This window comes from Stenotrophomonas sp. STEN046 (assembly GCF_056759755.1).
This window is the reverse complement of the sequence record NZ_JBRRDR010000018.1, coordinates 41,484-64,014: the sequence shown is the minus strand read 5'-3', so window position 1 is coordinate 64,014 and position 22,531 is coordinate 41,484. Positions and strand designations below refer to the sequence as shown.

24 protein-coding genes are annotated in these 22,531 nt (G+C 62.4%); all 24 read right to left on the bottom strand.

Features of this window, described 5'->3' with window-relative positions; genetic code table 11:
* Positions 1-50: 50 nt before the first annotated feature.
* The 24 genes from rpsN to rplA all read right to left on the bottom strand — a co-directional run bounded on the left by rpsN (position 51) and on the right by rplA (position 22,528).
* Positions 51-356, bottom strand: a complete 306-nt coding sequence (gene rpsN / locus ACVOLJ_RS10720; RefSeq protein WP_475281279.1) for a 30S ribosomal protein S14 — start codon at positions 354-356, stop codon at positions 51-53.
* Positions 357-374: 18 nt separating this feature from the next.
* Entirely contained in the window at positions 375-917 is a 543-nt protein-coding gene (rplE, locus tag ACVOLJ_RS10715) for a 50S ribosomal protein L5 (RefSeq protein WP_049470496.1), read from the bottom strand.
* Positions 918-928: 11 nt separating this feature from the next.
* The gene (gene rplX / locus ACVOLJ_RS10710; RefSeq protein WP_004145359.1) at positions 929-1,246 is read right to left on the bottom strand and encodes a 50S ribosomal protein L24; all 318 of its coding nucleotides are present in this window, start codon (positions 1,244-1,246) and stop codon (positions 929-931) included.
* Between the two features lie 16 nt (positions 1,247-1,262).
* Complete coding sequence (gene rplN, locus ACVOLJ_RS10705) at positions 1,263-1,631, bottom strand: 50S ribosomal protein L14 (RefSeq protein WP_010483978.1); 369 nt, start codon at positions 1,629-1,631, stop codon at positions 1,263-1,265.
* A gap of 12 nt (positions 1,632-1,643) precedes the next feature.
* Positions 1,644-1,913, bottom strand: a complete 270-nt coding sequence (rpsQ, locus tag ACVOLJ_RS10700) for a 30S ribosomal protein S17 (protein WP_004145355.1) — start codon at positions 1,911-1,913, stop codon at positions 1,644-1,646.
* 11 nt (positions 1,914-1,924) lie between these two features.
* A complete protein-coding gene (gene rpmC / locus ACVOLJ_RS10695) occupies positions 1,925-2,110 on the bottom strand; it encodes a 50S ribosomal protein L29 (protein WP_004145353.1) in 186 nt (61 codons plus the stop codon).
* A complete protein-coding gene (gene rplP / locus ACVOLJ_RS10690) occupies positions 2,110-2,523 on the bottom strand; it encodes a 50S ribosomal protein L16 (RefSeq protein ID WP_025879305.1) in 414 nt (137 codons plus the stop codon). The genes rpmC and rplP overlap by 1 nt, the downstream gene beginning before the upstream one ends.
* A 5-nt stretch (positions 2,524-2,528) precedes the next feature.
* Positions 2,529-3,263: a 30S ribosomal protein S3 gene (gene rpsC, locus ACVOLJ_RS10685; RefSeq protein WP_004145350.1), complete on the bottom strand. Its 735-nt coding sequence runs from the start codon at positions 3,261-3,263 to the stop codon at positions 2,529-2,531.
* An 18-nt stretch (positions 3,264-3,281) separates the two neighbouring features.
* Positions 3,282-3,617 carry a 50S ribosomal protein L22 gene (gene rplV, locus ACVOLJ_RS10680; RefSeq protein ID WP_004145348.1) on the bottom strand — a complete coding sequence of 112 codons (336 nt, stop codon included), beginning with the start codon at positions 3,615-3,617 and terminating at the stop codon, positions 3,282-3,284.
* Between the two features lie 12 nt (positions 3,618-3,629).
* Positions 3,630-3,899, bottom strand: coding sequence for a 30S ribosomal protein S19 (gene rpsS / locus ACVOLJ_RS10675; protein WP_004145340.1), 270 nt, complete (start codon positions 3,897-3,899; stop codon positions 3,630-3,632).
* A gap of 6 nt (positions 3,900-3,905) precedes the next feature.
* Positions 3,906-4,733: a 50S ribosomal protein L2 gene (gene rplB / locus ACVOLJ_RS10670; protein ID WP_049470491.1), complete on the bottom strand. Its 828-nt coding sequence runs from the start codon at positions 4,731-4,733 to the stop codon at positions 3,906-3,908.
* Positions 4,734-4,743: 10 nt separating this feature from the next.
* Positions 4,744-5,043, bottom strand: coding sequence for a 50S ribosomal protein L23 (rplW, locus tag ACVOLJ_RS10665; RefSeq protein ID WP_049470489.1), 300 nt, complete (start codon positions 5,041-5,043; stop codon positions 4,744-4,746).
* On the bottom strand, positions 5,040-5,645 hold the full coding sequence (rplD, locus tag ACVOLJ_RS10660) for a 50S ribosomal protein L4 (protein ID WP_049470486.1): 606 nt from the start codon (positions 5,643-5,645) through the stop codon (positions 5,040-5,042). The genes rplW and rplD overlap by 4 nt, the downstream gene beginning before the upstream one ends.
* Before the next feature lie 12 nt (positions 5,646-5,657).
* Positions 5,658-6,308, bottom strand: a complete 651-nt coding sequence (gene rplC / locus ACVOLJ_RS10655; protein WP_475281278.1) for a 50S ribosomal protein L3 — start codon at positions 6,306-6,308, stop codon at positions 5,658-5,660.
* 11 nt (positions 6,309-6,319) lie between these two features.
* Entirely contained in the window at positions 6,320-6,631 is a 312-nt protein-coding gene (gene rpsJ / locus ACVOLJ_RS10650; protein WP_010341589.1) for a 30S ribosomal protein S10, read from the bottom strand.
* Positions 6,632-6,965: 334 nt separating this feature from the next.
* Entirely contained in the window at positions 6,966-8,156 is a 1,191-nt protein-coding gene (gene tuf / locus ACVOLJ_RS10645) for an elongation factor Tu (protein WP_089238985.1), read from the bottom strand.
* A 51-nt stretch (positions 8,157-8,207) separates the two neighbouring features.
* Positions 8,208-10,349, bottom strand: coding sequence for an elongation factor G (gene fusA, locus ACVOLJ_RS10640; protein ID WP_475281277.1), 2,142 nt, complete (start codon positions 10,347-10,349; stop codon positions 8,208-8,210).
* Positions 10,350-10,487: 138 nt separating this feature from the next.
* A complete protein-coding gene (gene rpsG / locus ACVOLJ_RS10635) occupies positions 10,488-10,955 on the bottom strand; it encodes a 30S ribosomal protein S7 (protein ID WP_025879343.1) in 468 nt (155 codons plus the stop codon).
* 12 nt (positions 10,956-10,967) lie between these two features.
* A complete protein-coding gene (gene rpsL / locus ACVOLJ_RS10630; protein WP_025879344.1) occupies positions 10,968-11,342 on the bottom strand; it encodes a 30S ribosomal protein S12 in 375 nt (124 codons plus the stop codon).
* 333 nt (positions 11,343-11,675) lie between these two features.
* On the bottom strand, positions 11,676-15,905 hold the full coding sequence (rpoC, locus tag ACVOLJ_RS10625; RefSeq protein ID WP_475281276.1) for a DNA-directed RNA polymerase subunit beta': 4,230 nt from the start codon (positions 15,903-15,905) through the stop codon (positions 11,676-11,678).
* 89 nt (positions 15,906-15,994) lie between these two features.
* On the bottom strand, positions 15,995-20,149 hold the full coding sequence (gene rpoB / locus ACVOLJ_RS10620) for a DNA-directed RNA polymerase subunit beta (protein WP_481564103.1): 4,155 nt from the start codon (positions 20,147-20,149) through the stop codon (positions 15,995-15,997).
* A 327-nt stretch (positions 20,150-20,476) separates the two neighbouring features.
* On the bottom strand, positions 20,477-20,845 hold the full coding sequence (rplL, locus tag ACVOLJ_RS10615) for a 50S ribosomal protein L7/L12 (RefSeq protein WP_475281274.1): 369 nt from the start codon (positions 20,843-20,845) through the stop codon (positions 20,477-20,479).
* Between the two features lie 63 nt (positions 20,846-20,908).
* Entirely contained in the window at positions 20,909-21,445 is a 537-nt protein-coding gene (gene rplJ / locus ACVOLJ_RS10610; protein ID WP_033830430.1) for a 50S ribosomal protein L10, read from the bottom strand.
* 384 nt (positions 21,446-21,829) lie between these two features.
* Positions 21,830-22,528 carry a 50S ribosomal protein L1 gene (rplA, locus tag ACVOLJ_RS10605; RefSeq protein WP_475281273.1) on the bottom strand — a complete coding sequence of 233 codons (699 nt, stop codon included), beginning with the start codon at positions 22,526-22,528 and terminating at the stop codon, positions 21,830-21,832.
* Positions 22,529-22,531 lie beyond the last annotated feature (3 nt).

Genomic DNA, 22,531 nt, shown 5'->3' with positions numbered 1-22,531 from the left:
CCGGCTGCAGGAGCTCCCGAGGGAGCCCCTGCCGGCAGGACCGGCTGGAATTACCAGCTGGCCTTGCGCAGGCCCGGAACGTCGCCACGCATGGTGGCTTCGCGCAGCTTGTTGCGCCCCAGGCCGAACTTGCTGTACACGCCACGCGGGCGGCCAGACAGTTCGCAACGGCTGCGGTGGCGGCTCGGCGACGAATCGCGCGGCAGCTTCGACAGCTTGGTGGAGGCCTCGATCTTCTCTTCGTAGCTCGCGTCCGGCGAGGACACGATCTTCTTCAGAGCAGCACGCTTGACAGCGAACTTCTCAGCCAGCTTCTTCCGCTTGATGTCGCGGTTGACCATGGAGGTCTTTGCCATTTCGGATTCCTCGACGGATCAGTTACGGAACGGGAACTTGAACGCTGCCAGCAGCGCCTTCGCTTCCGCGTCGGTCTTCGCAGTGGTGGTGATGGCGATATCCATACCGCGGATCGCGTCGACAGCGTCGAAGTCGATTTCCGGGAAGATGATCTGTTCCTTCACACCCATGTTGAAGTTGCCGCGACCGTCGAAGGAACGACCGGAAACACCACGGAAGTCGCGCACGCGCGGCAGCGAGATGTTGATCAGGCGGTCCAGGAACTCGTACATCTTGTGGCGACGCAGCGTGGTCTTGCAACCAATCGGCCAACCATCACGGATCTTGAACGACGCAACCGAGATACGCGACTTGGTGACAACCGGCTTCTGGCCGGAAATCTTGGTCATGTCGCCGACGGCGTTTTCCAGGATCTTCTTGTTGGTGGCCGCTTCGCCGACACCCATGTTCAGGGTGACCTTGACGAGCTTCGGCACTTCCATCGAATTGGTGTAGCCGAACTGCTTCATCAGCGCCGGCACCACTTCTTCCTTGTAAAACTTTTCGAGACGGGAAGTCATCTTCTCATTCCTCAGGCGTCAAGCGCCTCACCGCTGGAGCGGAACACACGCAGTTTGCGTCCATCCTCCAGCACCTTGAAGCCAACGCGTTCGCCCTTGCCCGAAGCCGGGTTCAGCACATTCACGTTGGAGATATGGATCGACGCTTCACGCTCGACCACGCCGCCGGCAACACCTGCCTGCGGGTTCGGCTTGGTGTGGCGCTTGACGATGTTCACGTTGGCGACGACCACACGGTCGCCGTCCACGCGGACGATTTCGCCCTGCTTACCCTTGTCCTTGCCGGCGTTGACGACAACCTGGTCGCCCTTCTTGATACGGTTAGCCATGATTATCTCCTGTCGCTCACAGCACTTCGGGAGCGAGCGAGACGATCTTCATGAACTTCTCAGAACGAAGTTCACGCGTCACCGGCCCAAAGATACGGGTACCGATCGGCTCCTGCTTGTTGTTAAGCAGAACGGCAGCGTTGCCGTCGAAGCGGATCAGCGAGCCGTCGGCGCGACGCACACCCTTGCGGGTACGCACCACGACTGCGTCATACACTTCACCCTTCTTGACCTTGCCGCGCGGAATCGCATCCTTCACGGTGACCTTGATGATGTCGCCGATACCGGCGTAACGGCGCTTGGAACCACCCAGCACCTTGAAGCACATCACCTGCTTGGCACCAGAGTTGTCCGCGACGTCAAGGTAGCTCTGCATCTGGATCATGATTCAGACTCCTTATTCAGCCGCACGCGTGATGACTTCCACCACGCGCCAGTTCTTGGTCTTGGACATCGGAGCAATCTCGGTCACGCGGACGACATCGCCTTCCTTGCAGGCGTTGTCGGCATCGTGGGCGTGCAGCTTCGTCGAACGCTTGATGTACTTGCCGTACAGCGCGTGCTTGACCTGACGCTCAACCAGGACGGTAACCGTCTTGTCCATCTTGTTGCTGACGACACGGCCTTCGACCGTGCGCAGCGCCTTGTTTTCAGTATTGTCGCTCATAGCGGCCATCCTTACTTCGTGCTGCCGAGCAGAGTCTTGACGCGAGCAATCTCGCGACGGACCCGGCGGATGTCGTGTGTCTTCGGCAGCTGGCCGGTGACCTGCTGCATACGGACAGAGAACTGTTCCTTACGCAGGTCGATCAGGTGGGCCTTGAGTTCGTCAGCCGACTTTTCACGGAGAGTTTTGAGTTCCATCAGCGCACCGTCCGGGTCACGAAAGTGGTGGTGACCGAGAGCTTGGCGGCGGCCAGGCGGAACGCCTCGCGTGCCACTTCTTCGGTAACACCCTCGATTTCATAGATCATGCGGCCAGGCTGGATCTGGGCCACCCAGTATTCCACGTTGCCCTTACCCGAACCCATTCGAACTTCGATGGGCTTCTTGGTGATGGGCTTGTCGGGGAACACTCGGATCCACATCTTGCCGCCGCGCTTCACGTAGCGGCTGATCGAGCGGCGAGCCGCTTCGATCTGACGCGCGGTCAGCTGACCGTGGGCGGTTGCTTTCAGACCGTACTCGCCGAAGCTGACAGCGTTGGCGCTCCAGCTCAGGCCCTCGTTACGGCCCTTGTGCACCTTGCGGTACTTGGTTCGCTTGGGTTGCAACATTGTCGTTACCTCGCTTCACGAGCCGGGCGCTGACGGTCACCGCGGTCGCCGCGATCATGACGATCGTTGCGCGACGGGGTGTCGTCCTGCTTTTCCTGGCCAACCTGGGAGAAATCGAAGACCTCGCCCTTGTAGATCCAGACCTTGATGCCGATGATGCCGTAGGTCGTCTTGGCTTCAGCGAAGCCATAGTCGATGTCGGCACGCAGCGTGTGCAGCGGCACGCGGCCTTCGCGGTACCACTCCGAACGGGCGATTTCTGCACCGTTGAGGCGGCCACCGACGTTGACCTTGATGCCCAGGGCACCCAGGCGCATCGCATTGCCGACCGAGCGCTTCATTGCACGGCGGAACATGATGCGACGCTCCAGCTGCTGCGCGATCGATTCGGCAACCAGCTGTGCGTCCAGCTCGGGCTTGCGCACTTCGGTGACGTTGATGTGCGCCGGGACGCCCATCATCTCGCTCACTTCCTTGCGCAGCTTCTCGATGTCCTCACCGCGCTTGCCGATCACCACGCCCGGACGGGCGGTGTGGATCGTCACGCGAGCGGTCTTTGCCGGACGCTCGATCAGGATCTTGCTGATGCCGGCCTGCGCAAGCTTCTTGCGCAGCATTTCCCGCACCTTCAGGTCGGCTGCCAGATAACCAGCGAACTCGGCCTTGTTGGCGTACCACTTGGAGTTCCAGTCCTTGGAAATACCGAGACGGATACCAATCGGATGAACTTTATGACCCATGGTCTTTTCCTTATCCGCTTACTTGGCGGCGCCCACAACCACAGTGATGTGGCTGGTGCGCTTGAGGATGCGGGTACCGCGGCCTTTCGCCCGCGCCATGAAACGCTTCAGGGTCGGACCTTCATCTACCATGATGGTCTGGACCTTCAGCTCGTCGACGTCGGCGCCCTGGTTGTTCTCGGCATTTGCAATAGCCGACTCCACCACCTTCTTGATCAGGTGGGCAGCCTTCTTGTCCGAGAACTTCAGCAGGTTGACGGCACGCTCGGCCGGCAGACCGCGCACCTGGTCAGCGACCAGACGTGCCTTCTGCGGGGAGATGCGCGCGGTGCGCAGGATGGCTTTCGCTTCCATTGTCATCTCTCCTTACTTGCCCGACTTCTTGTCACCACCGTGACCCTTGAAGGTCCGGGTGATGGCAAATTCGCCGAGCTTGTGGCCGACCATGTTCTCGTTGACGAGAACCGGGATGTGGTTCTTGCCGTTATGCACGGCAATGGTGACGCCTACCATGTCAGGCAGGATCATCGAACGACGCGACCAGGTCTTGATCGGACGCTTGCTACCCGCAGCGGCAGCCACCTTAGCAACCAGGTGGTGATCGACAAACGGGCCCTTCTTGAGTGAACGTGCCATGGTCGATTAGCCCCTACGATCGCGGACGATGAACTGCTGAGTGCGCTTGTTATGGCGCGTCTTGTAACCCTTGGTCGGAACACCCCACGGGGTGACCGGGTGCGGGTTACCCTGGCCGGCCTTCGCCTCACCACCACCGTGCGGGTGGTCAACCGGGTTCATGGCAGCACCACGAACGGTCGGGCGGACACCGCGCCAGCGCTTGGCACCGGCCTTGCCCAGCTTTTCCAAGCTGTGCTCGTCGTTGCCGACTTCGCCGATGGTTGCGCAGCACTCGACCGGAACCTTACGCATTTCACCCGAGCGCAGGCGCAGGGTGGCGTAGATGCCTTCACGAGCAACCAGCTGCACGGCAGCACCCGCAGCGCGAGCGATCTGAGCGCCCTTGCCCGGCTTCAGCTCGATGCAGTGGATGGTGGTACCGACCGGGATGTTGCGCAGCGGCAGCGTGTTGCCCGCCTTGATCGGGGCGTCCGAACCAGCGATCACCTGATCACCAGCCTTCAGACCCTTCGGGGCGATGATATAGCGACGCTCGCCGTCGACGTAGCACAGCAGGGCGATGTGGGCGGTGCGGTTCGGATCGTATTCGATGCGTTCCACGCGCGCCGGGATGCCCAGCTTGTTGCGCTTGAAGTCAATCAGGCGGTAGTGCTGCTTGGCGCCACCACCGACGTGACGCACGGTGATGCGGCCATGGTGGTTACGACCACCCGAGCGGCTCTGCGACTCGACCAGCGCGGCGTGCGGAGCACCCTTGTGCAGGTCGGGAGTGACCACGCGCACGGCCGAACGACGGCCGGGGGAGGTGGGCTTGAATTTCATCAATGGCATGGGATGTACCTCAGGCCTTGGCCGTTACATCGATCGACTGGCCGTCGGCCAGGCGAACGTACGCCTTGCGCCAATCGCCGCGGCGGCCAGCACGGTTACGGAAGGACTTGTTCTTGCCCTTGACGTTGACCACGTTGACTGCTTCGACCTTGACGTCGAACAGCTGCTCAACCGCGGCCTTTACATCGGCTTTGGTGGCTTCGTTCGAGATTTCAAAGACATACTGGTTGGAGAGTTCCTGCAGGCGCGCGGTCTTTTCGGAGACACGCGGGGCACGCAGCACGCTGAAGATTTTTTCGTTGCTGTTCATGCCAGCCACTCCTCGACCTTCTTGACCGCGTCAGCGGTGATGACGACCGTGTCGGCACCGACCAGCGACACCGGATCCAGGCCCTGGACGTCACGCACCTGCACGTACGGCAGATTGCGGGCGGACAGGTACAGGTGCTCGGAGGCTTCTTCAGTGACGATCAGCGGGCGCTTGCCCACTTCCAGGCCGGCCAGCTTGGCGATCAGACCCTTCGTGTTGGTCGCTTCGACATCGAAGGACTCCACGATGGTCAGACGGCCCTGACGGTTCAGCTCGGACAGGATCGCGCACATGGCGGCACGGTACTGCTTACGATTGACCTTCTGCTCGAAGCTGCGCGGCTTTGCCGCGAAGGTGACACCGCCGCCGACGAAGATCGGAGCCGTCAGTGCGCCATGACGCGCGCCGCCGCCCTTCTGCTTCTTCGACTTCTTGGTGGTACCTGCCACTTCGGAGCGAGTCTTCTGCGCCTTGGTGCCGGCGCGACCGGCGTTGCGGTAAGCAACGACGACCTGGTGAACCAGATCTTCGCTGAAATCGCGACCGAACACGGCGTCGGAGACCGAGACCTTGTTGTTGCTACCCGTGATAACGAGTTCCATCGTCATCTCTCCTTATGCCTTGCTCGCCGGACGGACGATCACGTCGCCACCCGCCGCGCCCGGAACGGCGCCGCGAACCGCGATCAGACCGCGTTCGACGTCGACCTTGACAACTTCCAGATTCTGGGTGCTCTGCTGCACCGAACCCATGTGACCGGACATCTTCTTGCCCGGGAACACGCGACCGGGCGTCTGGCGCTGACCCAGCGAACCCGGCGCGCGATGCGACAGCGAGTTGCCGTGGGTAGCGTCACCCATACGGAAGTTGTAGCGCTTGATGGTGCCCTGGAAGCCCTTACCCTTGGTGACACCCTGGACGTCGACGATCTGGCCGACTTCAAAGATGTCCGCCTTGACTTCGCCACCGACGGCGAAATCGCCGAGCTGGGCGTCTTCAACGCGGAATTCCCACAGGCCACGACCCGCTTCCACCTTCGCCTTGGCGAAATGGCCGGCTTCCGGCTTGTTGACCAGAGCAGCGCGACGGGCGCCGACGGTCACCTGCACGGCGCTGTAGCCGTCGGATTCGACGGTCTTGATCTGCGCGATGCGGTTCGGGGTTGCTTCGATCAGGGTCACCGGGATGGAACGGCCATCTTCGGTGAACACGCGGCTCATGCCAGCCTTGCGGCCCACGAAGCCCAACGAATATTTCTTCGTCATGGTCGTAGTCCTCAGGTCAGCTTGATCTGAACGTCGACGCCGGCAGCCAGTTCGAGCTTCATCAGCGCGTCCACGGTCTTGTCATTCGGGTCAACGATATCGAGCACGCGCTTGTGCGTGCGGGTCTCGTACTGGTCACGCGCGTCCTTGTCGACGTGCGGGGAGACGAGGATGGTGTAACGCTCGATCTTGGTCGGCAGCGGGATCGGGCCACGCACTTGCGCGCCGGTCCGCTTGGCCGTCTCAACGATCTCGCTGGCCGAACGGTCGATCAGACGATGATCGAACGCTTTCAGCCGGATCCGGATCTTTTGGTCCGCCATGGCGGTAGGTTCCTTCGTTAAAAGAGCGACAGACAAAGCCTCTGGGTTGCTTTGCCCCATGAAATCCCTGAATGCAGACGGCCCGCACTCCCGCAGGCCGACAAGGTCAATCCGTAGACCCCAAAAACGTAGGCAGACCCGTTACCCAGGCCTGCCCAGACGGAGAAGCATAATGGCACGCAAGGCAGCTGTCAACAGTCTCCTGTTGACGCCGCCTGAATGGCATTGACCCTTCCTGGTCCGGGGAACACAAGGTACATCCTGTACCTACTTTCCCGTTTTGATACGCCCCGATGCCCTACCCAGGCAACATCGGGGCGCAGAGTCTAGCAGATTACTCGAGGATGGTGGCAACCACGCCAGCACCGACGGTACGGCCGCCTTCGCGGATCGCGAAGCGCAGGCCGGCGTCCATGGCGACCGGGTTGATCAGGGTGACAACCATCTTGATGTTGTCGCCCGGCATCACCATCTCGACACCTTCCGGCAGCTCGACCGCACCGGTGATATCGGTGGTACGGAAGTAGAACTGCGGACGGTAGCCCTTGAAGAACGGGGTGTGACGGCCGCCCTCGTCCTTCGACAGCACGTACACTTCGGCGTCGAACTTGGTGTGCGGCTTGATCGAACCCGGCTTGGCCAGGACCTGGCCACGCTCGACGTCGTCACGCTTGGTGCCGCGCAGCAGCAGACCGGCGTTGTCGCCTGCCTGACCCTGGTCGAGCAGCTTGCGGAACATTTCCACGCCGGTCACGGTGGTCTTCTGCACCGGACGGATGCCGACGATTTCGATTTCTTCGCCGACCTTGATCACGCCGCGCTCGATACGACCGGTCACCACGGTGCCGCGGCCCGAGATCGAGAACACGTCTTCGACCGGCATCAGGAATGCCTTGTCGACGTCACGCTCCGGGGTCGGGATCCAGGTGTCCAGCGCCTCGACCAGCTTGATGACAGCCGGCACGCCGATGTCGCTCTGGTCGCCTTCCAGCGCCAGGCGGGCCGAACCCGAGATGATCGGGGTGTCGTCGCCCGGGAAGTCGTACTTGCTCAGCAGCTCACGGACTTCCATTTCGACCAGTTCCAGCAGCTCGGCATCGTCAACCATGTCGGCCTTGTTCAGGAACACGACGATGTACGGCACGCCGACCTGACGCGACAGCAGGATGTGCTCGCGGGTCTGCGGCATCGGGCCATCAGCGGCCGAGCACACCAGGATCGCGCCGTCCATCTGGGCAGCACCGGTGATCATGTTCTTGACGTAGTCAGCATGGCCCGGGCAATCGACGTGAGCGTAGTGACGAACGGTGGATTCGTATTCGACGTGCGCGGTCGAGATCGTGATGCCACGCGCCTTTTCTTCCGGCGCGGCGTCGATCGCGGAGTAATCCTTGAACTCGCCACCGAAGCGCTCTGCACCGATCTTGGTCAGTGCAGCGGTCAGCGTGGTCTTGCCGTGATCGACGTGACCGATGGTGCCGACGTTGACGTGCGGCTTGGTGCGCTCGAACTTACCCTTTGCCATTTCGTTCTACCTTTTAGTTCGTAAGTGGTTTGGAGGACCTGAGCGTTACGCTCAGGCCTTCTTCATGACTTCGTCGGCGATGTTGTTCGGCGCCGGCTCGTAGTGGTCGAATTCCATCGTGAAGGTGGCGCGGCCCTGGGTCTGCGAACGCAGCGAGGTCGCGTAGCCAAACATTTCGCCCAGCGGGATCATCGCGTTGATGATGCTGGCCGAACCGTCACCGGTGGTATCAGAACCCTGCAGAACGCCGCGACGACGGCTGACGTCGCCCATCACGTCACCCTGGTAATCCTCCGGGGTCACGATCTCGACCTTCATGATTGGCTCCAGCAGGACCGGCTTGGCCTTGCGGAAGCCTTCCTTGAAGGCCATCGAGGAAGCGAGCTTGAACGCCATTTCCGAGGAGTCGACGTCGTGGTACGAGCCGAACACCAGCTTCACCTTGACGTCCACGACCGGGAAGCCAGCCAGCGGACCGCTGGTGATGGTTTCGCGCAGGCCCTTTTCGATCGACGGAATGAATTCCTTCGGAATCACGCCACCGGTGATGTCGTTGATGAACAGGAAGTCATCCTTGATGCCCGGGGCGATCTTCGGATCCGCACGATCGGCATCGGTGATCGGCGACAGCTCGATCACGACGTGACCGTACTGACCCTTACCACCGGACTGCTTGGCGTGCTTGTAGTCCGACTTCACGTCGGCCAGGGTGATCGTTTCGCGGTAAGCCACCTGCGGCTTGCCCACGTTGGCTTCAACGTTGAACTCGCGCTTCATGCGGTCAACGATGATGTCCAGGTGCAGCTCACCCATGCCCGAGATGATGGTCTGGCCGGATTCTTCGTCGGTCTTGACGCGGAACGACGGATCTTCCTGCGCCAGACGGCCCAGTGCCAGACCCATCTTTTCCTGGTCGGACTTGGTCTTCGGCTCGACGGCCATCGAGATGACCGGCTCCGGGAACACCATGCGCTCGAGGATGATCGGCTGATCCATGGAGCACAGGGTGTCACCAGTGGTGGTGTCCTTCAGGCCCACGGCGGCAGCGATATCGCCCGCCAGCACTTCCTTGATTTCTTCGCGGTTGTTGGAGTGCATCTGCAGGATGCGGCCGATGCGCTCCTTCTTGCCCTTCACCGAGTTCAGCAGCTGGTCGCCAGCATTCAACGTGCCCGAGTAGACACGGAAGAAGGTCAGCGCGCCGACGAACGGATCGGTGATGATCTTGAAGGCCAGGGCCGAGAAGGGAGCCTTGTCGTCGGACTTGCGGCTCATTTCCACGGTTTCGTCGTCAACGTCGGTACCGGTCACGTCCGGCACGTCGATCGGCGACGGCAGCAGCTGGATCACGCCGTCCAGCATGGCCTGCACGCCCTTGTTCTTGAACGCCGAGCCGCAGTACATCGGCACGATGTCAGTGGCCAGGGTGCGCACGCGCAGGGCTTCGATGATCTCGGCCTCGGTCAGCTCATCGCCGCCCAGGTACTTGTCCATCAGCTCTTCGCTGGCTTCGGCAGCCGCTTCGATCATGAAGGTACGGGCTTCGGTCGCTTCGGCGAGCAGGTCGGCCGGCACATCGCTGTACTCGAACTTCATGCCCTGCGAGGCTTCATCCCAATGGATGGCCTTCATCTTCAGCAGATCGACGACGCCCTTGAAGCCTTCCTCAGCGCCGATCGGCAGCTGCATCGGGACGGCCTTGGCACCCAGCTTCGCCTTCAGCTGGCCGACAACCTTGGTGAAGTTGGCGCCGGTGCGGTCCATCTTGTTGACGAACGCGATGCGCGGCACCTTGTAACGGTTGGCCTGGCGCCACACGGTTTCCGACTGCGGCTGCACGCCACCGACGGCACACAGCACGAACACCGCACCGTCGAGCACGCGCAGCGAGCGCTCCACTTCGATGGTGAAGTCGACGTGCCCGGGGGTGTCGATGATGTTGAAGCGGTGCTCCGGCAGGGACTTGTCCATGCCCTTCCAGAACGCGGTGGTCGCAGCGGACTGGATCGTGATGCCACGCTCCTGCTCCTGCTCCATCCAGTCCATGGTGGCGGCGCCATCATGCACTTCACCGATCTTGTGGCTCTTGCCGGTGTAGAACAGGATGCGCTCGGACGTGGTGGTCTTGCCGGCATCGATGTGAGCCATGATGCCGAAGTTGCGGTAACGCTCGATGGGAGTGGAACGGGCCACGGGGAGCCTCTCAGATTTCTTGGATTTCGGATGGCCGAACGCCGCCTTTCGGCGGCCTTCGGATTGGCGCAGCCCTTCTGGGGCCGCGAGGCAGCACCGAGATGGTGCTGCCCTGCCTGTTTTACAAGGCCGTCAAACTCACCAGCGGTAGTGGGCGAATGCCTTGTTGGCTTCGGCCATGCGGTGGGTTTCTTCGCGCTTCTTGATGGCGCCGCCACGGTTTTCCGAGGCATCGATCAGTTCAGCAGCCAGCTTCTTCGGCATGGTGTTCTCACCACGCTTGCGCGCGGAGTCGATCAGCCAACGCATGGCCAGGGCCATCTTGCGCGATGCACGCACTTCGACCGGCACCTGGTAGGTGGCGCCGCCGACGCGACGCGACTTGACTTCGACCGACGGAGCCACGTTTTCCAGAGCCTTCTGAACCAGCTCGACGGAATTCGGGTTCTTCTCACCGATCACGTCCATGGCGCCATAGACGATCTTTTCAGCGACCGACTTCTTGCCGCTCAGCATCACCATGTTGATGAAACGGGCGATGGTTTCGCTTCCGTGCTTCGGATCCGGCAGGACTGCGCGCTGCGGCGTATTACCTTTACGAGACATGTGTACTTTTCCTTAGCTCTTCGGACGCTTGGCGCCGTACTTGGAACGGCCCTGGCGACGCTTGGCAACGCCCGAGGCGTCCAGCGAACCACGAACGGTGTGGTAACGCACACCCGGCAGATCCTTGACGCGACCGCCACGGATCAGGACCACGGAGTGCTCCTGCAGGTTGTGGCCTTCACCGCCGATGTAGGAAATCACTTCTTCCTGGTTGGTCAGGCGAACCTTGGCAACCTTGCGAAGCGCGGAGTTCGGCTTCTTCGGAGTAGTGGTGTACACGCGCGTGCAGACGCCACGGCGCTGGGGGCACTTTTCGAGAGCCGGCGAGGCGCTCTTATAAGTGGTTGCCTGCCGCGGCTTGCGGACAAGCTGATTGATCGTCGCCATCAGTATGTTCTTCTGAGAGAGGCCGAAAAAACCGGCCATGAATGCGGATATGTGCGAGCAGGCGAAAAACCGGCCTGCTGAGACAGACGATTGTAGCAACTTGACGAAAACGCGGTCAAATGCGCACGCGCCAAGCCAGCCCTGATCCTGGGCCGTTACAGGGGAGCCTTCTCCATGCCCCCCGTTCAGGTTGTCGTCCGACCCATTGCTGGGCCGGGCGGCATCCTACCTCATCGAGGGCGAACAGGCCAGCGGCCCGTGCCTCGATCGCAGAAGCCAGCGAACCCGCTGGCCCCTGCCCGACCAGGTCCGGCCTGCGGCCGGACCCGTCGATCACTCGTCGGCCTGCTCGGCCTCGGTCGACTCCACCACCACTTCCGGTGCCGCAACGGCGGCGACCGGGGTGCCCGCCAGCGTCTGCATTTCCGAGTCGGTCAGACCCGAAGCGCCACGACGACGGTTGCTGTGGTACGACAGACCGGTACCGGCCGGGATCAGGCGGCCGACGATCACGTTTTCCTTCAGGCCACGCAGGTTGTCCTTGGTGCCGCGGACGGCAGCCTCGGTCAGCACGCGGGTGGTCTCCTGGAACGACGCCGCCGAGATGAACGACTCGGTTGCCAGCGAAGCCTTGGTGATGCCCAGCAGGACCGGATCGAAGCGGGCGATCAGCTCGTTGCGTGCCACCAGGCGCGCATTTTCCTCGATCACGCGCTGGCGTTCGACCTGCTCACCGTTCAGGAACTTGCTGCTGCCCTGATCGGTGATCTCGACCTTGCGCAGCATCTGGCGGGTGATCACCTCGATGTGCTTGTCGTTGATCTTCACGCCCTGCAGGCGGTACACGTCCTGGATTTCCTTGACCAGGTAGGCGGCCAGCGGCTCGACACCCAGCAGACGCAGGATGTCCTGCGGGCTCGGCTCGCCGTCGACGATGGTTTCGCCCTTGGTCACGTGCTCGCCTTCGAAGACGATCACCTGGCGGTACTTCGGGATCAGCTCTTCGTGTTCCGAACCATCGGTGTCCTTGATGATCAGGCGCTGCTTGCCCTTGGTGTCCTTGCCGAAGCTGATGATGCCCGAACGCTCGGCCAGCACCGCCGGATCCTTCGGCTTGCGCGCTTCGAACAGATCGGCAACGCGCGGCAGACCACCGGTGATGTCACGGGTCTTGGACGCTTCCTGCGGGATCTTGGCGACGACGTCGCCCACGCCGACAGCGGCGCCATCCTGCAGGTTGACGATCGAACGCGGCGGCAGCAGGTACTGCGCCGGCAGATCGGTACCCGGAATCGTCAGGTCGTTGCCCTTGGCATCGACGATGCGGACGATCGGGCGCAGATCCTTGGCCTGGGCGCCGCGGCGCTTCGGGTCGGTGATCTCGCGCGACGCCAGGCCGGTCAGCTCATCGGTCTTCTCGATGACGGTGACGCCGTCGATGAAGTCGATGAAGCGGATGAAGCCGGCCACTTCCGAAACGATCGGGTGGTTATGCGGATCCCAGTTGGCCACGGTCTGGCCAGCCTTCACTGCATCGCCGTCCTTGGAGGCAATCATCGAGCCGTACGGCAGCTTGTAGCGCTCACGCTCACGGCCGTGTGCGTCGAGCACCGAGATTTCGCCCGAGCGCGACACTGCCACCAGCGAGCCATTGGCATGCTCGACCGACTTGAGGTTGCTGAACTTGACCGAGCCGGTGGTCTTGACGGTGATGTTGTCGACCGCAGCCGCACGCGACGCCGCACCACCGATGTGGAACGTACGCATGGTCAGCTGGGTACCCGGCTCACCGATGGACTGTGCGGCGATGACGCCGACCGCTTCACCGATGTTGACGATGTGGCCACGGGCCAGATCGCGACCGTAGCAGCGACCGCAGACGCCGAAGGCCGATTCGCAGGAGATCGTCGAACGGACCTTGATGGTCTGCACGCCGGCATCTTCCAGCTTGGCCACCCAGGCTTCGTCGAGCAGGGTGTTGCGGGTGACGATGGGATCTTCGTCGTTGCCCGGCAGGAACACGTCCTCGGCAACCACGCGACCCAGCACACGATCCTTCAACGGCTCGACCACGTCGCCGCCTTCAACGATCGGAGTCATGATCAGGCCTTCGGTGGTACCGCAATCCACCTCGGTGATCACCACGTCCTGCGCCACGTCGACCAGACGACGGGTCAGGTAACCCGAGTTCGCGGTCTTCAGTGCGGTATCGGCCAGACCCTTACGGGCACCGTGGGTGGAGTTGAAGTACTCCTGCACGTTCAGGCCTTCGCGGAAGTTCGCCTTGATGGGCGTCTCGATGATCGAGCCATCGGGACGTGCCATCAGGCCGCGCATACCGGCCAGCTGACGGATCTGCGCCTGGCTACCACGGGCACCAGAGTCGGCCATGATGTACAGCGAGTTCATCGACTTCTGGTCGATGGTCTCGCCCTTGGCATTGATGACCTTCTCGGTACCGATGGTGTCCATCATCGCCTTGGCGATGCGTTCATTGGTACGCGACCAGATGTCGACCACCTTGTTGTAGCGCTCGCCGGCGGTGACCAGGCCCGACTGGTACTGCTCCTGGATTTCCAGCACTTCGGCTTCCGCCTCGGTGAGGATGCCCTTCTTCTCATCCGGGATCAGCATGTCATCGATGCCGATGGAGACGCCGGCGCGGGTCGCGTAGGCGAAGCCGGTGTACATCAGCTTGTCGGCGAACACGACCGTGTCCTTCAGACCCAGCTGGCGGTAGCTGGAGTTGATCAGGCGGCTGATGTTCTTCTTGGTCAGTTCGGTGTTGGCCAGCGCGAACGGCAGGCCTTCCGGCAGGATTTCAGCCAGCAGGGCGCGACCGATCGTGGTGTCCACGATCGAGGTCTTGTTCTGCTTGTTGCCTTCCTCGTCGGTCACCACCTCGGTGATGCGGACCTTGACGCGCGCGTGCAGTTCCACCACGCGGTTGTCGTAGGCACGCTTGACTTCGGCGATGTTGGCGAAGGCCATGCCCTCGCCCTTCTTGTTTTCCAGCGAGCGGGTCATGTAGTACAGACCCAGCACGACGTCCTGCGACGGCACGATGATCGGCTCGCCGTTGGCCGGCGACAGGATGTTGTTGGTCGACATCATCAGCGCACGCGCTTCCAGCTGGGCTTCCAGCGAGAGCGGCACGTGGACGGCCATCTGGTCACCGTCGAAGTCGGCGTTGAACGCGGTGCAGACCAGCGGGTGCAGCTGGATGGCCTTGCCTTCGATCAGCACCGGCTCGAACGCCTGGATGCCCAGGCGGTGCAGGGTCGGCGCACGGTTCAGCATCACCGGATGCTCGCGGATGACCTCTTCCAGGATGTCCCAGACTTCGGCTTCTTCGCGCTCGACCAGCTTCTTGGCGGCCTTGATGGTGGTGGCCAGGCCACGACGCTGCAGCTTGGCGAACACGAACGGCTTGAACAGTTCGAGTGCCATCTTCTTCGGCAGGCCGCACTGGTGCAGGCGCAGGTACGGACCGACCACGATGACCGAACGGCCCGAGTAGTCGACGCGCTTGCCGAGCAGGTTCTGACGGAAGCGACCCTGCTTGCCCTTGATCATGTCGGCCAGCGACTTCAGCGGGCGCTTGTTGGTGCCGGTGATGGCACGGCCGCGACGGCCGTTGTCCAGCAGCGCATCGACCGATTCCTGCAGCATGCGCTTTTCATTGCGCACGATGATGTCCGGCGCGCTCAGTTCGAGCAGGCGGCGCAGGCGGTTGTTGCGGTTGATGACGCGGCGGTACAGGTCGTTCAGGTCGGAGGTCGCAAAGCGGCCGCCATCCAGCGGGACCAGCGGACGCAGGTCCGGCGGCAGCACCGGCAGCACGGTCATGACCATCCATTCCGGACGGTTGCCCGATTCCAGGAAGGCTTCGATCAGCTTGATGCGCTTGGTGAGGCGCTTGAGCTTGGTTTCCGAGCCGGTGCTGGCGATCTCTTCGCGCAGACGGGTCATTTCCGACTGCAGGTCGATGGTGCGCAGCAGCTCGTACACGGCCTCGGCGCCCATGGCGGCGTCGAAGTCGTCACCGTGCTCCTGGCGGGCCTGCAGGTACTGTTCTTCGGTCAGCAGCTGGCGGCGCTCCAGGGCGGTCAGGCCCGGCTCGGTCACCACGTAGGCTTCGAAGTACAGCACGCGCTCGATGTCGCGCAGGGTCATGTCCAGCATCAGGCCGATGCGCGACGGCAGCGACTTCAGGAACCAGATGTGCGCGACCGGCGATGCCAGGTCGATGTGGCCCATGCGCTCGCGACGCACCTTGGCCAGGGTCACTTCGGTGCCGCACTTCTCGCACACGACACCACGGTGCTTCATGCGCTTGTACTTGCCGCACAGGCACTCGTAGTCCTTCACCGGGCCGAAGATGGCGGCGCAGAACAGGCCGTCACGTTCCGGCTTGAAGGTACGGTAGTTGATGGTTTCCGGCTTCTTCACTTCGCCGAAGGACCACGAACGGATCAGGTCCGGCGAGGCCAGCGCGATCTTGATCGCGTCGAAGTCCAGCGTCTGGCGCTGCTGGTTGAAGAGGTTGAGCAGGTCTTTCATGGTGTTCTCCAGAAGGAGGAATGCTGTGTCGATGGGCTTTCAGTTGACTGCCAGCGGCGCGGTGGCATTGACCGCAGCGCCGGCATGGATCAGTTGTCTTCCAGTTCCATGTTGATGGCCAGCGAGCGGATTTCCTTCACAAGGACGTTGAAGGATTCCGGCATACCCGCGACCATCTCGTGCTCACCGTCGACGATGTTCTTGTACATCTGGTTGCGGCCCTGCACGTCATCGGACTTCACCGTCAGCATTTCCTGCAGGGTGTAGGCCGCGCCGTAGGCTTCCAGCGCCCAGACTTCCATTTCACCGAAGCGCTGGCCGCCGAACTGCGCCTTGCCGCCCAGCGGCTGCTGGGTGACGAGCGAGTACGGACCAGTCGAACGGGCGTGCATCTTGTCGTCGACCAGGTGGTTCAGCTTCAGGTAGTGCATGTAGCCAACGGTGGTGTGGCGATCGAACGCTTCACCGGTGCGGCCGTCGTACAGCTGGGTCTGGCCACTGCTCGGCAGGTCGGCCAGTTCCAGCATGCGCTTGATTTCCGCTTCGGTGGCGCCGTCGAACACCGGGGTGGCCATCGGCACGCCGTCGAACAGGTTGCGGGCCAGGCGCAGCAGTTCCTCGTCGCTGAACTGCGACAGGTCGACACGGTTGGCCACGTTGGTATCGTCGTGGTTGTAGATGTCGTCCAGGAACTTGCGCAGGTCGGCAACCGCGGCCTGGGCTTCCAGCATCGCCTGGATCTTGCGACCCAGGCCCTTGGCTGCCCAGCCCAGGTGCACTTCCAGGATCTGGCCGATGTTCATACGCGACGGCACGCCCAGCGGGTTCAGCACGATGTCCACGGTTTCGCCCGAGGCCATGTACGGCATGTCCTCGACCGGCACCACGTTGGACACCACACCCTTGTTGCCGTGGCGGCCTGCCATCTTGTCGCCCGGCTGGATGCGGCGCTTCACGGCCAGGAACACCTTGACCATCTTCAGCACGCCCGGGGCGAGGTCGTCGCCAGCGGTGATCTTGCCGCGCTTGTCGGCGAAACGACGCTCGAATTCCTTCTCGTGCGCCTGGATCTGCTTCTGGGCGCGTTCGATGGCTTCGGCAGCGTCCTCGTCCTTCATGCGCAGCACGAACCAGTCAGCCTTCTTCAGGCCGTCCAGGTAGGCGTCGGTGATGGTGTCGCCCTTCTTCAGGTTGGCACCACCATTGACCACCTTGCCCACGATCTGCGAACGCAGACGCATGTAGATGGCCGCTTCCAGGATGCGGAACTGATCGTCGAAGTCCTTCTTGACGCGCTTGATTTCAGACTCTTCGATCTGACGGGCGCGCTTGTCCTTCTCGATGCCGTCGCGGGTGAAGACCTGCACGTCGATGACGGTGCCGTCCATGCCCGGCGGCACGCGCAGCGAGCTGTCCTTCACGTCCGAAGCCTTCTCGCCGAAGATCGCGCGCAGCAGCTTCTCTTCCGGAGTCAGCTGGCTTTCGCCCTTCGGGGTGACCTTGCCGACCATGATGTCGCCGGCGCGGACTTCGGCACCGATGTACACCACGCCGCTCTCGTCAAGGCGGTTCAGCGCCTGCTCGGAGACGTTCGGGATGTCAGCGGAGATTTCCTCCGGCCCCAGCTTGGTGTCACGTGCGACGCAGGTCAGCTCTTCGATGTGGATCGTGGTGTAACGATCCTCTTCCACCACGCGCTCGGAGAGCAGGATGGAGTCTTCGAAGTTGTAGCCGTTCCACGGCATGAACGCGATCAGCATGTTCTGGCCCAGGGCCAGTTCGCCGATGTCGGTGGACGGACCATCAGCCAGCACGTCGCCACGCGCCACCACGTTGCCCACTTCCACCAGCGGACGCTGGTTGATGCAGGTGTTCTGGTTGGAGCGGGTGTACTTGATCAGGTTGTAGATGTCGACGCCGGCGTCGGTCGCGTCGGTGATCTCGGCCTCGTTGACCTTGACCACGATGCGGGCGGCATCGATCTGCACGATCTCGCCACCACGACGGGCGTTCACGGTCACACCCGAGTCACGCGCCACGGCGCGTTCGATACCGGTACCCACCAGCGGCTTCTGTGCACGCAGGGTCGGCACGGCCTGGCGCTGCATGTTCGCGCCCATCAGTGCGCGGTTTGCGTCATCGTGCTCCAGGAACGGAACCAGCGCAGCCGCGATCGACACGGTCTGCATCGGCGAGACGTCCATGAAGTGGACTTCCGCCGGCGGCTTCAGCAGCGATTCGCCCTGGTAACGGCAGGGAACGAACTGCTCGGTCAGCACGCTGTTGGCATCGGTCAGGGCGTTGGCCTGGGCGATGACGTACTCGTTTTCTTCGATGGCCGACAGGAACTCGACTTCGTCGAAGACCTTGCCGTCCACGACCTTGCGGTACGGGGTCTCGAGGAAACCGTACTGGTTGGTGCGGGCGTACACGGCCAGCGAGTTGATCAGGCCGATGTTCGGGCCTTCCGGCGTTTCGATGGTGCAGACGCGGCCGTAATGGGTCGGGTGCACGTCGCGCACTTCGAAGCCGGCGCGCTCACGGGTCAGGCCGCCCGGGCCCAGGGCCGAGACGCGACGCTTGTGGGTCACTTCCGACAGCGGGTTGTTCTGATCCATGAACTGCGACAGCTGCGAGGAGCCGAAGAATTCCTTGATCGCCGCAGCCACCGGCTTGGCGTTGATCAGTTCCTGCGGGGTCAGGCCTTCCGACTCTGCCATCGACAGGCGTTCCTTGACCGCGCGCTCGACGCGGACCAGGCCGACGCGGAACACGTTCTCGGCCATTTCACCGACCGAACGCACGCGACGGTTGCCCAGGTGATCGATGTCATCGACCACGCCACGACCATTGCGGATCTCGGTCAGGACCTTGATCACGTCCAGGATGTCGGAGCTGTCGCCGTGGGCGGCGACCAGGCGCTTGGACTCTTCGTCGTTGCGCTCACCGTAGTACTTGCGGTCGTACAGCACCGCTTCACCGGTGGTTTCCTTGCGGCCCACGCGACGGTTGAACTTCATGCGGCCGACCGCGGACAGGTCGTAGCGCTCGAAGGTGAAGAACAGGTTGTGGAACAGGTTCTGCGCGGCATCCTTGGTCGGCGGCTCGCCCGGACGCATCATGCGGTAGATCTCGACCAGGGCTTCCAGCTGGGTCTTGGTCGGATCGATGCGCAGGGTGTTGGACAGGTACGGGCCACGATCCAGGTCGTTCACCCACAGGGTGCCCACTGCATCGACGCCGGCCTTGCGGAAGTTCTGCAGCTGCTCGTCGCTGATTTCGTCGTTGGCCTGGGCCAGCAGTTCGCCGGTCGAGGCATCGACCACGTCGTGCGACAGGATGCGGCCGACGATGTAGTCGTCCGGCACGGCCAGGGCGGCAATGCCCGAGGCTTCCAGCTGCTTGATGTGGCGCGCGGTGATGCGCTTGCCGGCTTCCACGATGACCTTGTCGCCGTCGGCGAGGTCGAAGCCCAGGGTTTCGCCACGCAGGCGCTCGGGCACCAGCTCCAGCTGGACGCCTTCATCCGGGTTGATGTGGAAGGTATTGATCTCGAAGAACTCGGCCAGCATCTCTTCGTTGCTGTAGCCAAGCGCGCGCAGCAGGATCGACACCGGCAGCTTGCGGCGACGGTCGATACGGGTGAACAGCGCGTCCTTCGGATCGAACTCGAAGTCCAGCCAGGAACCGCGGTAAGGAATGATGCGGGCGCTGTACAGCAGCTTGCCCGAGCTGTGGGTCTTGCCACGGTCGTGGTCGAAGAACACGCCCGGCGAGCGGTGCAGCTGCGAGACGATGACGCGCTCGGTGCCGTTGACGATGAAGGTGCCGTTGTCGGTCATCAGCGGGATTTCGCCCAGATAGACCTCCTGCTCCTTCACGTACTTGATGGCCTTGGTCGACGACTCGCGGTCGTAGATCACCAGGCGCACGGTCACGCGCAGCGGCGCGCCGTAGCTCATGCCGCGCTGGCGGCACTCACGCTCGTCGAAGACCGGATCGCCCAGCTTGTAGCCGACGTATTCCAGGGCGGCATTGCCGCTGTAGCTGGCGATCGGGAAGACCGACTTCAGCGCGGCATGCAGGCCGTGGTCCGTGCGCTTGGCCGGATCGACATTTTCCTGCAGGAATTCACGGTAGGAATCCACCTGGATGGCGAGCAGGAACGGCACTTCGAGAATCGAACGCTGCTTGCCGAAATCCTTGCGGATACGCTTTTTTTCGGTGAACGAATAGGACGTCATGAGGTCTTCCACCTTGTTGTGCGAGTCGTGCGCCCACGACCCGAAGGGAACTTGAAATTGTCAGTTGGAAGTCGCTGGTATTGCCGGCACCAGCACGCCTTCTTTTGCTACTTCCAACTGCCAACTCGTCTGCATCCACTCCCCCGCCGCCGCGCGAAGCGCTGGCCGGCCAGGGTTTGACCGCAGCCCGTGTTGGGCTTTTTTCACATACGTCATCCAGGCATGGCCCGGATTTACGACAACCGCATGAAACGACCAAAGGCCGGGGGCTTACGCCCCCAGCCTTGGCTGCATCGCCGGGTATCGATGGCGACGCAAAGGAAGTGCTTACTTGACTTCGACAGTCGCGCCAGCAGCTTCCAGGTCCTTCTTCATCTTCTCGGCTTCGTCCTTCGAAGCGTTGTCCTTCAGGACGCCGCCGGCTTCGGCCAGGTCCTTCGCTTCCTTCAGGCCCAGGCCGGTGATGGCGCGGACGGCCTTGATGACTTCAACCTTCTTGTCGCCAGCGGTCTTCAGGGTGACGACGAATTCGGTCTGCTCTTCGACCGGAGCGGCCGGGCCGGCCGGGCCAGCGATGGCAACCGGAGCAGCGGCGGAGACGCCGAACTTCTCTTCGATGGCCTTGACCAGCTCCATCACTTCCATCAGGGACTTCTCGGCGATGGCGTCGACGATCTGTTCGTTGGTAAGGGACATGATAATTACCTTTGGATGTTTTTCTGGATTGAGGTTCCGTCAGGAACCACGATTAGTCGAAACTCAGGCGGTCTCGGCGGCCGGTTCAGCAGCGTCAGCGGCGACGTCGCCACCATTCTGCTTGTCACCGATTGCCTTGATGGCGCGGGCGAACATCGTGACCGGCTCGGTCAGGACGCGGGCCAGCATTGCCAGAGCCTGGTCACGGGTCGGCAGCGAGGCCAACACGTCGACATGGCTTGCCGGGAACACTTCGCCACCGATGGCGACGACCTTGGCCTGCAGCTTGTCGTTGCCCTTGGCGGCATCCTTGATCAGGCGACCGGCTGCGCCGGGCTCCTCAAGCGAGAACGCATACAGCAGCGGACCAACCAGCTTGTCCTGCGCACATGCGAACTCGGTGCCTTCAACGGCACGCGAAGCCAGGGTGTTCTTGACAACTTTCAAGAAAACGCCGGTTTCACGCGCCTGCTTACGCATCGCGGTCATCTGGGCGACCGTGGTGCCAGCGTATTCGGCTGCGATCAAGGAGTGTGCCTTGCCAGCAATTTCTGCCAGCTCCGCGACTACTTCTTGCTTCTGGGACAGATTGAGAGCCATTGCACTCCTCCAATTGAACTCCGCTTACGGCTCCTGCCGTGTGCGGTCCTGTGCGGCATCCGTCCTGGACGCCGGGAACATCGGAATGATGTTCCGGGGGTGGGCCGTTCCAGACCTGGAGTGCAATCGGGGAAAACCCAGACATGCGTGAACCAGAAAAACTCCAGAAGGGCACCATCTACGCAGGGTGATTCCGGGGAATCGATTAAGCACTCATGGCTGCTTCGGCGGCGACTCCCTGCCAATTCGAGCTTCCGTGCCCGTCGCCGACATGCCATGACCGCACCTGCGGTCTTTGACGGCTACCACCGGCGATGGGTTGCCGGTGATGCCTTCAAATTTCGCGACGACCGGACCCGAAGGACCGGAGGCCGCTTGAAACAATTACTTCAGGCTCAGCGACGACTGGTCGACGGTGACGCCCGGGCCCATCGTCGAGCTGACCGAAACCTTCTGCAGGTACAGGCCCTTCGAGGTAGCCGGCTTGGCCTTGATCAGGTCCAGCAGCAGAGCGGTCAGGTTCGACTTCAGCGCGTCTTCGGCGAAGTCGGCCTTGCCGATGGTGCAGTGGATGATGCCGGCCTTGTCGGTGCGGTAACGCACCTGACCCGACTTGGCATTCTTCACAGCCTCACCCGGGTTCGGGGAGACGGTGCCGACCTTCGGGTTCGGCATCAGGCCGCGCGGGCCCAGCACGGTGCCGAGCTTACCGACAACGCGCATGGCGTCCGGGGTCGCGATCACGACGTCGTAGTTCAGGTCGCCGGCCTGCATCTTCTCGGCCAGGTCGTCCATACCGACGGCTTCGGCGCCTGCAGCCAGGGCTTCATCAGCCTTGGCACCGGCCGGAGCGAAGACAGCGACGCGGACCGACTTGCCGGTACCTGCCGGCAGCACGGTGGAGCCACGGACCTGCTGGTCGGACTTCTTCGCGTCGACGCCCAGGCGCACAGCAACGTCGATCGACTCGACGAACTTGGCCTTGGTGGCGGTCTTCAGGATGTTGATTGCGTCCTCGAAGGCGTACGACTTGCCCGGGACAACGGCGGCCTTGATGGCCTTCTCACGCTTGTTCTGTGCCATCTG

Bases quoted from the DNA above. Each gene is read 5' to 3' on its own strand.
- rpsN (WP_475281279.1), bottom strand. From the start codon at position 356: ATGGCAAAGACCTCCATGGTCAACCGCGACATCAAGCGGAAGAAGCTG.
- rplE (WP_049470496.1), bottom strand. From the start codon at position 917: ATGACTTCCCGTCTCGAAAAGTTTTACAAGGAAGAAGTGGTGCCGGCG.
- rplX (WP_004145359.1), bottom strand. From the start codon at position 1,246: ATGGCTAACCGTATCAAGAAGGGCGACCAGGTTGTCGTCAACGCCGGC.
- rplN (WP_010483978.1), bottom strand. From the start codon at position 1,631: ATGATCCAGATGCAGAGCTACCTTGACGTCGCGGACAACTCTGGTGCC.
- rpsQ (WP_004145355.1), bottom strand. From the start codon at position 1,913: ATGAGCGACAATACTGAAAACAAGGCGCTGCGCACGGTCGAAGGCCGT.
- rpmC (WP_004145353.1), bottom strand. From the start codon at position 2,110: ATGGAACTCAAAACTCTCCGTGAAAAGTCGGCTGACGAACTCAAGGCC.
- rplP (WP_025879305.1), bottom strand. From the start codon at position 2,523: ATGTTGCAACCCAAGCGAACCAAGTACCGCAAGGTGCACAAGGGCCGT.
- rpsC (WP_004145350.1), bottom strand. From the start codon at position 3,263: ATGGGTCATAAAGTTCATCCGATTGGTATCCGTCTCGGTATTTCCAAG.
- rplV (WP_004145348.1), bottom strand. From the start codon at position 3,617: ATGGAAGCGAAAGCCATCCTGCGCACCGCGCGCATCTCCCCGCAGAAG.
- rpsS (WP_004145340.1), bottom strand. From the start codon at position 3,899: ATGGCACGTTCACTCAAGAAGGGCCCGTTTGTCGATCACCACCTGGTT.
- rplB (WP_049470491.1), bottom strand. From the start codon at position 4,733: ATGCCATTGATGAAATTCAAGCCCACCTCCCCCGGCCGTCGTTCGGCC.
- rplW (WP_049470489.1), bottom strand. From the start codon at position 5,043: ATGAACAGCAACGAAAAAATCTTCAGCGTGCTGCGTGCCCCGCGTGTC.
- rplD (WP_049470486.1), bottom strand. From the start codon at position 5,645: ATGGAACTCGTTATCACGGGTAGCAACAACAAGGTCTCGGTCTCCGAC.
- rplC (WP_475281278.1), bottom strand. From the start codon at position 6,308: ATGACGAAGAAATATTCGTTGGGCTTCGTGGGCCGCAAGGCTGGCATG.
- rpsJ (WP_010341589.1), bottom strand. From the start codon at position 6,631: ATGGCGGACCAAAAGATCCGGATCCGGCTGAAAGCGTTCGATCATCGT.
- tuf (WP_089238985.1), bottom strand. From the start codon at position 8,156: ATGGCAAAGGGTAAGTTCGAGCGCACCAAGCCGCACGTCAACGTCGGC.
- rpsG (WP_025879343.1), bottom strand. From the start codon at position 10,955: ATGTCTCGTAAAGGTAATACGCCGCAGCGCGCAGTCCTGCCGGATCCG.
- rpsL (WP_025879344.1), bottom strand. From the start codon at position 11,342: ATGGCGACGATCAATCAGCTTGTCCGCAAGCCGCGGCAGGCAACCACT.
- rpoC (WP_475281276.1), bottom strand. From the start codon at position 15,905: ATGAAAGACCTGCTCAACCTCTTCAACCAGCAGCGCCAGACGCTGGAC.
- rpoB (WP_481564103.1), bottom strand. From the start codon at position 20,149: ATGACGTCCTATTCGTTCACCGAAAAAAAGCGTATCCGCAAGGATTTC.
- rplL (WP_475281274.1), bottom strand. From the start codon at position 20,845: ATGTCCCTTACCAACGAACAGATCGTCGACGCCATCGCCGAGAAGTCC.
- rplJ (WP_033830430.1), bottom strand. From the start codon at position 21,445: ATGGCTCTCAATCTGTCCCAGAAGCAAGAAGTAGTCGCGGAGCTGGCA.
- rplA (WP_475281273.1), bottom strand. From the start codon at position 22,528: ATGGCACAGAACAAGCGTGAGAAGGCCATCAAGGCCGCCGTTGTCCCG.